Origin of the sequence: Mycobacterium intermedium, from assembly GCF_002086275.1 — a bacterium.
GTDB lineage: Bacteria > Actinomycetota > Actinomycetes > Mycobacteriales > Mycobacteriaceae > Mycobacterium > Mycobacterium intermedium.
In genome coordinates this window covers 1-10,819 of the sequence record NZ_MVHT01000137.1, presented here as the reverse complement: position 1 = coordinate 10,819, position 10,819 = coordinate 1, and the positions used below count along the sequence as shown (strand labels likewise).

Sequence of the window (10,819 nt, the reverse complement as noted above, 5' to 3'; positions counted from 1 at the left end):
GCAAGAACGGCGGTGTGTGTGCGCCCCAGCGGAGGCAACTCCACCGCCTGCCACCCCTGCCGCCGAGGCGAAACAACCCTCGGCGCGGTTTCGCTGGCCGCGGGGTCTGCAGCCGTCGTCAACCAGGCGAGCGCTGCTGCTCACCGCGCTTGGCGGGCTATTGATCGCCGGACTGGTGACGGCGCTACCGGAGGTGGGTGACGCGCCCGGGCGACTGCTCGGCCTGACCGATGCCAACTCCACGCCCAGCACCGCCGGCAAAACAAACTCCACGTTCGGCCGCGCCTCCAGCGGCGACTGCCTGACCTGGCCGGAGCGCACGCCGGACGCGGCGACCGTAGTGCCCTGCACCGACGACCACCGGTTCGAGGTCGCCGAGTCCATCGACATGCGGACCTTCCCCGGTTCGGAGTACGGGCCCAGCGCCGATCCGCCCTCGCCCGCCCGCATTCAGCAGATCAACGAGGAGCAGTGCGTGCCGGCGGTTCGCCGCTACCTGGGCCCGAAGTTCGATCCCAACAGCAAGTTCAGCGTCAGCATGCTGTGGGCCGGTGACAATGCGTGGCGGCACGCCGGAGAGCGCCGCATGCTGTGCGGCCTGCAGCTGCCCGGGCCGAACAACCAGCAGCTCGCCTTCAAGGGGAGGGTCGCGGAGATCAACCAGTCCAAGGTCTGGCCGGCCGGCACCTGCCTGGGCATCGACTCCACCACCAATCAACCCGTAGACGTTCCCGTCGACTGCGCGGCGCCGCACGCGATGGAGGTCACCGGCACTGTCAACCTGGCCGAGAAGTTCCCTGAAGCGCTGCCTACCGAGCAGGAGCAGGACGCGTTCATCAAGGACGCCTGCACCCGGATGACCGACGCATTCCTGGCGCCGATCAAGCTGCGGACCACCACGCTGACCCTGATCTACCCGACGCTGTCGTTGGCCAGCTGGTCAGCGGGCAGCCGTGAGGTCGCCTGCAGTGTCGGTGCGACGCTCGGCAATGGCGGCTGGGCGACGCTGGTCAACAGCGCAAAGGGGCCGCTGCTGATCAATGGTCAGGCGCCGGTTCCGCCGCCCGACATTCCCGAGGAACGGCTCAACCTCCCGCCGATTCCCGTCCAGACGCCTACCCAGGCGGCCACGCCACCGGCGCAGCAAACCCCGACCATCCCGCCGAACAACCAGCACCTGCCCAACCAGCAGCCGGTGGTGACGCCGACGCGGGCACCGTCATCGCCTGCCACCCAGGCTCCCCCGGCCAGTCAAGCACCGCCGGCTCCCCATGGGCCGCCGGCGAACCCCCCACCGCAGGAGGGCCAAGCGCCACCGCCCCCGGCGCCCGAAGGACAGCTTCCCGAGGGCGAACCGGCGAGTTAGCCCTGTGTCGGTACGGATGGACCCGCAGCGGTTCGACGAACTGGTCTCGGACGCGCTGGACCTGCTCCCGCCCGAACTGGCCGCCGCCATGGACAACGTCGTGGTGCTCGTCGAAGATCGCCATCCCGACGACGAGGGTCTGCTCGGCCTCTACGAGGGCGTCGCATTGACCGAGCGGGACTCCGACTATGCCGGGGCCTTGCCGGACGCCATCACCATCTATCGCGACGCGCTGCTGGACTTCTGCGACTCCGAGGAGGAAGTCGTCGAGCAGGTGGCGATCACGGTGCTGCACGAAATCGCGCACCATTTCGGCATCGACGACGACCGACTCGACGAATTGGGCTGGGGTTGAGGGGCGCGCCTCTCCGATTTGTCGGGGCGCGGTGCTATGAACGGCTTATGAGCACAGGCTGCCGCGACTGCCGGGCAGGCTTGGATCACTGCCACGGCACCGTCATCGTTCACTCGCTGCATCGGTCGGAGTGCACCGAGCCTGACTGCACCACTCCGGAGTTGTTCGCGCACGACTTCGTCATCGACTGCGACGCCGTCGGGTGCACCTGCGCCGAGGTGCCATTCAGCTCAGCCCATCGGGTCGGAGCTTGACCCGACCGCATCCGCGACGGGATCGACGCTCTCCGCGGGCGGCGGCAAGAACGGCGGTGTGTGTGCGCCCCAGCGGAGGCAACTCCACCGCCCGTCGGTGATCGGCGCCAGCACCACCGATTCGGTGTTTTCCAGGTGATTGTCCAGAACGAAACTGCCTTCCACACCCGCCAGCACGGCGGAGACCAACCGGATCGCCGCGCCATGGCTCACCACCACGATGTCGCCGTCCCAGTCGTCGTTGTCGAGGTATCGCATGCGCAGATCGGTCAGCACCGGCACGTAGCGGTCTAAGACGTCGTTGGCCGTCTCGCCGCCCGGCAGCGCCAGATCCAGCTCACCGCCATGCCACCGCTCGTAGATGGCGTTGAACTCCGCGACCGCCTCGTCGTCGTTGCGGTTTTCCAGCGACCCGACCTGCACCTCGTGAACGCCGACCACTTCGTGGACCGGCAGAGCCAGCTCGGAACCGATCACCGCCGCCGTTTCCGACGCCCGGATGGCCACCGAGTGCGTCAGCAGCACCGGCCGATGACTACCGGCCCGCGCGAACGCACGCGCCTGGTCCCGGCCCAGCGGGGTCAGGGCCGCACCGGGGGGACGGGTGTCCAGCCGGCGCTCGACGTTGCCGTAGGACTGGCCGTGCCGCATCAGCACCAAACGCCCGCTCATCGCCCGGCCACCGCATCCGGCTCGGCTTGACCCTTGCGCAACCGCTCCAGCCAGCCCTCCGCCGTGTCGGCCGGTGGCGGCACCGGAGAGTTCGGATCGGGGGCCGCTCCCGTCGGCCAGGAACCCAGGTATCTCACGTCAGCACAACGGCGGTGCAGCGCTTTGAGTGCCTCGGCGACCGCGTAATCGTCGATGTGGCCGTTGCAGTCGACGAAAAACATGTAGGTGCCCAGTTCCGTGCGGGTGGGCCGGGATTCGATTCGGGTGAGGTCGATGCCGCGCATGCCGAACTCGGTCAGCGCTTCCACCAGCGCCCCGGGCTTGTTGTCGATGCGCAGCACTGCCGACGTGCGGTCGGCTCCGGTGCGCGGCGGCGGGGGGCCGGGCAAGCCGATCAGGACGAACCTGGTGCGGGCGTTGTTCTCGTCGACGACCCCTTCGGCCAGCGTGTCCAGCGACCAGTGCTTTGCGGCCAATGGCGATGTCACCGCGGCGTCGACGCGGCCGTCGGCGACCTGACGCGCGGCATCGGCGTTGGAATAGGCCGGGCACAGCTCGACGTCGGGCAGGTGCGCGGTGAGCCAACGCCGCACCTGCGCGGCCGCCACCGGAAACGCCGCCACGGTCCGCACGTCGGCGGCGGTGTGTCCGGGCCGCACGACGATGCTGAACGCCACGTCGAGCGTCGTCTCGGCGAACACCTGCAGCGGGGTACCGATGGCCAGGCTGTCCAGCGTCTGCGCGAGCGATCCGTCGATGGAGTTTTCGATCGGCACGCACGCGTAGTCGGCGGACCCGTTGCGGACGGCTTGAAGTGCGGCGGGTGTGCTTTCGACTGGCAGCCGCTCGACGGTTTCCGCTGTGTGCGCCGGAATCAGCCCCGCGGCCGAGATCTGCAGCAGCGCAGCCTCGGTGAATGTCCCCTCCGGACCGAGATATGCGATGCGGGCCACCCTGACAACCCTAATGGCGCGTCCGGGATGACCCCCCTTGCGACGCGTCGCAAGCGTAAGTTAACTTAGGCTTACCTAAATTCGAGGAGGTACGCGTGGCCACCGTCACAATGCCGCCGACGCCGGCGCCGACGACTGCCGAACGCATCCGCAGCGCCTGTGCGCGGGCCGACAGCGCGCTGCTGGCCGTGGACGGTAACGACCCGGTCGCCGCACCGGTGCACCACCTGCTGCATGACGGAACCTTCGCCGTGGCCGTACCCGTCGACTACAGCGCAGAGCTAGTTTGCGGGACGCAGGCATTGCTGGAACTCACCGACTACGCGCCGCTCCCACTGCGCGAACCGGTCCGCTCGTTGGTTTGGGTCCGCGGCCGCCTCCACCGGGTTCCGCAGGGGGCGGTGCCCAAGATCCTCGATCTGATCGCCACCGAAGACCCGAATCCCGCCCTGCTGCAGGTAGACACTCCGAAATCTGCTCCCGCGGACGGCGACGAGACGCGCTACACGTTGCTGCGGCTCGAGGTGGCGTCGGTGGTGGTGACGGATGCAACGGGTGCCGAAGCGGTTCGCGTCGAGGATCTGCTCGCCGCCCGGCCGGACCCATTCTGCGAGGTCGAGGAGACTTTGCTGTGGCACCTGGCCACCGTCCACAACGACGTCGTCGCCCGGCTGGTATCCCGGCTGCCGGCACCATTGCGGCGCGGCCAGATCCGCCCGCTCGGACTCGATCGGTACGGCGTCCGATTCCGCGTCGAGGGCAACGACGGCGACCGCGACGTACGACTGGCGTTTCACCAGCCGGTGGACGACATGAAGGGTCTCAGCCAGGCCATTCGGGTCCTCATGGGCTGCCCGTTCCGCAACGGTCTGCGGGCACGCCACTAGCGACGCGCGCCCCGGCAACGGCCGACTCCGCTAGGTGACCGGGCGATAGCGAGCCTCGGCGAAGGAGAACAGTCCGTAGGCGAACAGGCCAATGGCGATCAGCCACAGGACGAGCTGTCCCCAGCTCTGGCCGGCGAGTTCGGCCAGCAACCCGGACAACCCCTTGGCGTCGTCAGGGTCGAAGGTCAGTCCGGCGACGACCAAGAAGAAGCCGACACCGATCGTCACCAGTCCGCTGCCCGCGTAGCCCGCCCGGCCCAGTGCTTCGACGGCCCCGCACTTGTCGTGGTCCAACTGTCCCAGCCGCTTCATGAAGTCGCGGTTGACGGCATGCTTGTAGATCTCGTAACCGCCGAACGCGATCGCGGCGAGGCCGGCAATCATGACGATCCACCTTCCACCGGGAAGGCCCATGACCGCCGCAGTGGCCTGGTGTTTGCCGTCGCCGCTCCCACCGGGCACCGCGACGGCATCGCCGCCCCAATTCGCGATGAGGATTGACAGCGACGCGAGCGCGGCGCCGCTGTACAGGATCGCCTTGGCGGCGTACTTCGCCCGATGGCTGCCGTCCGAGCCTTCAATTGGGTCACCCGAGATGGCCTGGCTTGCCTGCCACACCACCAGCGCGATCAAGGCGACCGTCAAGGCAATCAATAGGAACTTGCCCAACGGGGCTTGCGCGACGGTCTGGATCGCCCCCACCTCACTGGCGCCATCCGACGAGCGGTTACCCAGCGCGACGTTGATCGCCAAAAACCCCAGAAGCGCGTACAGCGCTCCTTTGCCGAACAGGCCGATCCTTGCGACTCTGGATCTGACGTCGCCGGCGTGAACTTGCGCTCGGACAGCGGGTCTGGTCATTGCTCGCTCGCCTTCGTTTGGTGAACCGATGTGCAACGAGCAATACCCACAGTGACGACTCTCGATGCGTGGTGTGCTCCTGGCTGCGGCGAAGCCGCGCGGGCACGTAAATTGACCGGGTGAACGGCGGTCGACCACCGGATCTCCCGGAATCCGGGAGACCACCGCAAAGACCGCGCTTTCCGCAACCGCCGGCTCAGCCAGCCCGGCCGGAGCCCCCTCCGGTGATCCACCGCCGGGACCCCCCTCCGCGCCCGGCGCCGCCCGCGGCTCCCCCCGCGCTTCCACCGCCTCGACGTCCCGCGCCGCCACCGCGTCCCGCCGCCCCGAAAGCCAAGCGCCAGAAAGGCAAGCGCCGTTGGGGACGCCGGATCGCGCTGACGCTGCTGATCGTCGTGATCCTGGTGGGCGCGGGCATCGTGGGCGGGACGGTGTGGCTGGACGCTTCGCTGCACCGCGTGGCGGTGTTCACCGCCGGCACCGACCGCCCGGCTCCCGGTCGCGGCACGAACTGGCTCCTGGTCGGTTCGGACAGCCGCCAAGACCTGACCAGCCAGCAGCAGGAGGAACTCGCGACGGGCGGTGACATGGGCACCGGCCGGACCGACACCATCCTGCTGGTGCACGTTCCGGAGTTCGGGTCCAGCAACCCAACAACGTTGGTGTCGATCCCGCGTGATTCGTACGTGCCGATCCCAGGACACGGCAAGGACAAGATCAATTCGGCCTTCTCCGCGGGCGGCCCGGCGCTGCTGGCCCAGACCGTCGAGCAGGCCACCGGCTTGCGCCTGGACCACTACATCGAGATCGGATTCACCGGATTCGCGGGCATGGTCGACGCTCTGGGCGGGATCACGGTGTGCCCGTCATCCCCCATCAACGACCCGTTGGCCGGTATCGATCTGCCCGCGGGCTGCCAGGAGCTCAACGGCCGCAACGCGTTGGGCTTCGTCCGCAGCAGGGCGACGCCGCGTGCCGACCTGGACCGGATGATCAATCAGCGCCAGGCGATGTCGGCGCTGATGCGGCGCGCCGGCAGCCCGACCGTCTGGCTGAATCCGTGGCGCTGGTACACGGTGTCGCATGCCGTGGTCAACGCCCTCCTCGTTGACCGCGACGACCACGCCTGGGACCTGGCCCGGCTCGGCCTGGCCCTGCGCGGGCACACCAGTAACCTCACCGTTCCGATCGGCGAGTTCACCAGCGGCGACGTCGGCTCCGTCGTGGTTTGGAATCACGACGCCGCCGGCAAGTTGTTCGACGCGCTGGCCGCCGATACCGCGGTGCCCGCAGAAGTCATCGACGAGCAGCCGTGAATTCGCGCAGCAAATGCAACGCCCGTCTGCATAGCCTTACTTTACTTAGGTAAAGCTCGCCAAAAACTGCGCCCACCGACTTAGGAAAACCTTTCCTGACTAAGCGCAACCTTCGTTGCAGACCCCTTCCCAGCTGCTATAACCTGCGGGCATGACGGACTTCGACGCGCCCAAGACGAAATTCCATGCGTTATTGCAGGAACAGATTTTCAACGAATTCACCGCCGCCCAGCAATATGTCGCGATCGCGGTTTATTTCGACAGCGAAGACTTGCCGCAATTGGCCAAGCATTTCTACAGCCAGGCCGTCGAGGAACGCAATCACGCGATGATGCTGGTGCAGCATCTCCTCGACCGCGACCTGCATGTCGAGATCCCCGGCGTGGACGAGGTGCGTAATCAGTTCGACCGTCCGCGCGACGCGTTGGCGCTGGCCGTGGACCAGGAGCGGGCGGTCACCGAACAGGTCAGCCGGCTCGCGGCGGTGGCCCGCGACGAGGGCGACTTCCTCGGCGAACAGTTCATGCAGTGGTTCCTCAAGGAGCAGGTCGAGGAAGTGGCGCTGATGTCGACCCTGCTGCGCGTTGCCGATCGCGCTGGGGACAACCTTTTCGAGTTGGAGAACTTCGTCGCCCGGGAGATCGGACGAGCCCCGGCCGCTGTGGGAACCCCGCCCGTCGCCGGCGGCCAGTTCTAACTACTCCCCTCAGCCGCTCGTTTCTCCAGCCAAGCTTTGGCGCGGCCTGGGTGATCGGTGGCGATCCAGGCGACACCGACGTCCCGGCAGAACTCGACGTCCTCTTTCTCGTCGACGTCCCAGCAGTACACCGCCCGACCCTGGGCGGCGGCGCGGTCGACGAGTTGCGGATATTCCTTCAGCGCGGGCAGCCAGGGTCCGACGGCGGTCGCCCCCACGGCTGTCGCCGCGCTGCTGGCGAGGTAACGGGCGTTCTTGCCCAGCAGCACCGTCGGCAACATCGGGGCGGCCCGACGGATCCGCCACACCGCGGCGGCCGAGAACGACATCACCACCGCTCGCGAGATATCGGCGGAGGCGGGCGTAGCGATGCCGTAGCGCTGCAGCAGCGCCAGCAGCTTGGTCTCCACCAACGAGCCGTAGCGGACGGGGTGCTTGGTCTCGATGAAGATCTTCACCGGCCGATGCCAGTCCAGCACCAGGGAGACGAGCGCGTCCAGTGTCAGCAGGCTGGTGTCGCCATGCGTGCCGTCCGGCCGCCAACTTTCGTGCCAGGCGCCGAATTCCAGCTCACGCAACTGGGCAAGGGTCATCGTGCTGACCAGACCGGCCCCCGACGAGGTGCGGTCCAGACGCCGGTCGTGAACGCACACCAGATGCCCGTCCCGGGTCAGCCGGACGTCGCATTCCACCCCGTCGGCGCCTTCCTTGAGCGCCAAATCGTAAGCGGCCAGGGTGTGTTCCGGCCGCGCAGACGAGGAACCCCGGTGGGCAACCACGAACGGATGCCCGGCGAGCACCTCGTCGGCCCACGGCATGCCCACTATGCTGCCGGTTCCTGGCCCTCCAGCTCAACCGGAGACGCCGACGAGTGTGCCGACGCCGCCGGCTTCTGCTCGTCGGTGCCGACGACCACCCAGCGATGCACGGGCCGTTCGACCGGTTTGCGCTCGAATCCTTCGAAGACCCGTGCCGTCGACGACACCGCGACCGCCGCGCCCAGGTACGCCACCACCATCGCGATGGTGTTGTCGGCGATGCCTTGAGCGTCGGAAGCCCCACTGGTGGCGATGGCGAAAATCGAGATCGCCGTGCTGGCAACCCAGATCAGCCACCACCGCAAAATGTCGTTGCGCAGGCGGTGGTAGTAGTCCTCGATGTGCGCCAGCTCGATGACGTACACGGGCGCCCAGAACAGATTGACCACGGGCACCAGGCACCCGGCCCATAACGCCCGCTCCGAACGTGGCTCCGGCAGGCCGACGTGCTTGAACGCCGCGGCCCGCCGCGCGATCAACCAGGAAACCAGCAGCGCACCGGTGATGCCCACCGCCACCAGCGCCACCACGCTGGCGAGATACCCGAGCAGGACCGACGCGAGAGCCACCAGCGAGGGCAGCAGGGTGTCTCGGTTGATGATCAACAGCACGTATCGCAGCACGTACACCAGCGCCGCCCCAGCGAGGATCAACAGCGTCGCGAACAGCGCGGTGCGCACCACCGCGACCGTTGGCCCCGGCTTTGCGGGTGCCTGCTGTGGCCCGGCGGACGCCTGATCGACCCGGTCCACCAAGCCCCAGCGCGGAATGTAGGCGTAGCGGGGAGTGGGGCCGCGGTGGCGCCGCTGGCGTATCTGCGGAGGCGCCGCACCTGGGCGCACAGCGATCCAGCGAAAGCCCGGTGGCAGCCGGGGAGCGGCGGGCCGCATGGCCGGGGGCGCCGGCGCCTGCTGGCCGGCGGGCATGCCCCAGCGGGGGTCCGCCGGCGGCCCTTCCATCAGCGGTGCCATCAGCGCGCCTCGGCAGCGAGGGCACCACTCGCGGCGGCGCTCACGGACATTCCACCGAGTGCCGCACTGAGAGCACACCTGGATCACCGGACCAGCCTACTAACCGAATGCGGGTACGGACGCGTAGCCGCAAGCACACTCGCCCCGAATCAGACCCGGCTTCGGTGCGCATTACACCATGAACACTCAGCTACCAAGAGCTATCCACAGTTTCCACAGCTTTATCCACAGGCGGTGGAAATTGACGCTGGCGTTTACGTGGGCCCTATCGGCCAATCTGCCACCGTTCCCTGGCAGACGACTGTGGATAACACGCCGGGACTGGGCGCTTTGATCGACAGCCTGGCAAGTCTCTGAGCGAAATCTGTTGTCTCGGTAAGAACGCCGTACCGATCACCTCGCTTGCCAAACCAGCAACGCCGCGCTGTGCGCGGTACGGCGGATGGCCGATCTGGATGACCAGCGGTCAACTTTTCCACGGCAAGTACGAGGCGTTATGATCTGCGACGCTAGGATCGAGTTGTGATTCACCTCACTGCGGTGTGTCACTCATCGTCTTAGCGGCAAGGAAGGGACGTAGGGGGAAAGGCGCTCGATGGCGACCCATTCGTACGGATCGGGACAACCACCACGTTCGAAGACGTACGACGGCTCGCCCGTCTGGAACCAGGCCTACGCCCTCGCCGCTCTTCGCGCAGCCCTCGTCGCTGTCGCGTTGCTGGGCGTTCTTGCGCTCATCGTTTTGTCCTGACCCGGTCTTGAAGTCCGCGCCAGCGGGTACCCCCCGCAAGCGCCCATAAGGGAAGTCCCTTGCGGCGCACGCATTCGGCGGCAGGGTTGAATGGTGCCGGGGCACCGCTCCTCGGCGGGACCCTGCGACTGATGCGCTAGACGATCACCATCGATCAACCATCGATCACCGAAGGAAGGAATGCCGTGGCTGAATACACCCTGCCCGACCTGGACTGGGATTACGCAGCGCTGGAACCGCATATTTCGGGCCAGATCAACGAGATCCATCACAGCAAGCACCACGCCACATACGTCAAGGGACTCAATGACGCGATCGCCAAGCTCGAAGAGGCACGCGCCAAGGAGGACCACTCGGCGATCTTTTTGAACGAAAAGAATCTGGCGTTCCACCTCGGTGGTCACGTCAACCACTCCATCTGGTGGAAGAACCTGTCTCCGGACGGGGGCGACAAGCCGGAGGGCGAGCTCGCGGCCGCCATTGACGACGCGTTCGGCTCGTTCGACAAGTTCCGGGCTCAGTTCACCGCCGCCGCCAACGGCTTGCAGGGTTCGGGTTGGGCCGTTCTCGGCTACGACACCCTGGGCGGCAGGCTGCTCACCTTCCAGCTGTACGACCAGCAGGCCAACGTGCCGCTGGGCATCATTCCGCTGCTGCAGGTGGACATGTGGGAGCACGCCTTCTACCTGCAGTACAAGAACGTCAAGGCGGACTACGTCAAGGCCTTCTGGAACGTCGTCAACTGGGCCGACGTGCAATCGCGCTATGCGGCCGCCACCTCCAAGACATCGGGTTTGATTTTCCCCTGACCCGATACATCGGCAAGACACGGGGCGCCGCCCCGGAAAAACCCGCGGGGGCCGGATTTTTTGGGGGAGTTTTTTGGCCCGCCGGCCCCCCCGGAAACATATAAAAAAT

13 protein-coding genes are annotated in these 10,819 nt (G+C 67.1%); 8 read left to right on the top strand and 5 right to left on the bottom strand.

Features of this window, described 5'->3' with window-relative positions; translation table 11 throughout:
- Window positions 1-16: 16 nt before the first annotated feature.
- Genes BST27_RS28455 through BST27_RS28445 form a run of 3 tightly spaced genes read left to right on the top strand, consistent with a single transcriptional unit; the run spans window position 17 to window position 1,975 of the window.
- Complete coding sequence (locus BST27_RS28455; protein WP_083148739.1) at window positions 17-1,366, top strand: septum formation family protein; 1,350 nt, start codon at window positions 17-19, stop codon at window positions 1,364-1,366.
- A gap of 4 nt (window positions 1,367-1,370) precedes the next feature.
- The gene (locus BST27_RS28450; RefSeq protein ID WP_069422314.1) at window positions 1,371-1,721 is read left to right on the top strand and encodes a metallopeptidase family protein; all 351 of its coding nucleotides are present in this window, start codon (window positions 1,371-1,373) and stop codon (window positions 1,719-1,721) included.
- A 47-nt stretch (window positions 1,722-1,768) separates the two neighbouring features.
- Window positions 1,769-1,975 (top strand): hypothetical protein, encoded by a 207-nt coding sequence (locus BST27_RS28445; protein WP_069422315.1) that lies wholly within the window; start codon window positions 1,769-1,771, stop codon window positions 1,973-1,975.
- Here the strand turns inward: BST27_RS28445 and BST27_RS28440 are convergent.
- Together BST27_RS28440 and pheA are read right to left on the bottom strand one after the other, a co-directional pair.
- Window positions 1,952-2,647 carry a histidine phosphatase family protein gene (locus BST27_RS28440; protein ID WP_069422316.1) on the bottom strand — a complete coding sequence of 232 codons (696 nt, stop codon included), beginning with the start codon at window positions 2,645-2,647 and terminating at the stop codon, window positions 1,952-1,954. The genes BST27_RS28445 and BST27_RS28440 overlap by 24 nt on opposite strands.
- Window positions 2,644-3,600, bottom strand: a complete 957-nt coding sequence (pheA, locus tag BST27_RS28435) for a prephenate dehydratase (protein WP_069422317.1) — start codon at window positions 3,598-3,600, stop codon at window positions 2,644-2,646. Before pheA ends, BST27_RS28440 begins: the two co-directional genes overlap by 4 nt.
- Window positions 3,601-3,710: 110 nt before the next feature.
- On the opposite strand from pheA, the gene BST27_RS28430 reads away from it, so the two are divergent.
- A complete protein-coding gene (locus BST27_RS28430; RefSeq protein WP_069422326.1) occupies window positions 3,711-4,487 on the top strand; it encodes a DUF2470 domain-containing protein in 777 nt (258 codons plus the stop codon).
- A gap of 30 nt (window positions 4,488-4,517) precedes the next feature.
- Here the strand turns inward: BST27_RS28430 and BST27_RS28425 are convergent, their stop codons facing one another.
- Entirely contained in the window at window positions 4,518-5,348 is an 831-nt protein-coding gene (locus BST27_RS28425) for a DUF1206 domain-containing protein (protein ID WP_069422318.1), read from the bottom strand.
- Window positions 5,349-5,467: 119 nt separating this feature from the next.
- Here BST27_RS28425 and BST27_RS28420 point away from each other — a divergent pair, with 119 nt between their 5' ends.
- Window positions 5,468-6,664, top strand: coding sequence for an LCP family protein (locus BST27_RS28420; protein WP_069422319.1), 1,197 nt, complete (start codon window positions 5,468-5,470; stop codon window positions 6,662-6,664).
- A 151-nt stretch (window positions 6,665-6,815) separates the two neighbouring features.
- Window positions 6,816-7,361 carry a ferritin gene (locus BST27_RS28415; RefSeq protein WP_069422320.1) on the top strand — a complete coding sequence of 182 codons (546 nt, stop codon included), beginning with the start codon at window positions 6,816-6,818 and terminating at the stop codon, window positions 7,359-7,361.
- Here the strand turns inward: BST27_RS28415 and BST27_RS28410 are convergent.
- Window positions 7,358-8,179, bottom strand: coding sequence for a glycerophosphodiester phosphodiesterase (locus BST27_RS28410; RefSeq protein WP_069422327.1), 822 nt, complete (start codon window positions 8,177-8,179; stop codon window positions 7,358-7,360). The genes BST27_RS28415 and BST27_RS28410 overlap by 4 nt on opposite strands.
- Before the next feature lie 5 nt (window positions 8,180-8,184).
- A complete protein-coding gene (locus tag BST27_RS28405; RefSeq protein ID WP_069422321.1) occupies window positions 8,185-9,237 on the bottom strand; it encodes a DUF4328 domain-containing protein in 1,053 nt (350 codons plus the stop codon).
- 508 nt (window positions 9,238-9,745) lie between these two features.
- On the opposite strand from BST27_RS28405, the gene BST27_RS32715 reads away from it, so the two are divergent.
- Together BST27_RS32715 and BST27_RS28400 are read left to right on the top strand one after the other, a co-directional pair.
- Window positions 9,746-9,901 (top strand): hypothetical protein, encoded by a 156-nt coding sequence (locus BST27_RS32715; RefSeq protein ID WP_170062386.1) that lies wholly within the window; start codon window positions 9,746-9,748, stop codon window positions 9,899-9,901.
- 185 nt (window positions 9,902-10,086) lie between these two features.
- The gene (locus tag BST27_RS28400) at window positions 10,087-10,710 is read left to right on the top strand and encodes a superoxide dismutase (RefSeq protein ID WP_069422322.1); all 624 of its coding nucleotides are present in this window, start codon (window positions 10,087-10,089) and stop codon (window positions 10,708-10,710) included.
- Window positions 10,711-10,819 lie beyond the last annotated feature (109 nt).

Coding starts and splice junctions, on each gene's coding strand:
- BST27_RS32715 (WP_170062386.1), top strand. CDS start 9,746: ATGGCGACCCATTCGTACGGATCGGGACAACCACCACGTTCGAAGACG.
- BST27_RS28425 (WP_069422318.1), bottom strand. CDS start 5,348: ATGACCAGACCCGCTGTCCGAGCGCAAGTTCACGCCGGCGACGTCAGA.
- BST27_RS28430 (WP_069422326.1), top strand. CDS start 3,711: ATGCCGCCGACGCCGGCGCCGACGACTGCCGAACGCATCCGCAGCGCC.
- BST27_RS28445 (WP_069422315.1), top strand. CDS start 1,769: ATGAGCACAGGCTGCCGCGACTGCCGGGCAGGCTTGGATCACTGCCAC.
- BST27_RS28415 (WP_069422320.1), top strand. CDS start 6,816: ATGACGGACTTCGACGCGCCCAAGACGAAATTCCATGCGTTATTGCAG.
- BST27_RS28410 (WP_069422327.1), bottom strand. CDS start 8,179: ATGCCGTGGGCCGACGAGGTGCTCGCCGGGCATCCGTTCGTGGTTGCC.
- BST27_RS28440 (WP_069422316.1), bottom strand. CDS start 2,647: ATGAGCGGGCGTTTGGTGCTGATGCGGCACGGCCAGTCCTACGGCAAC.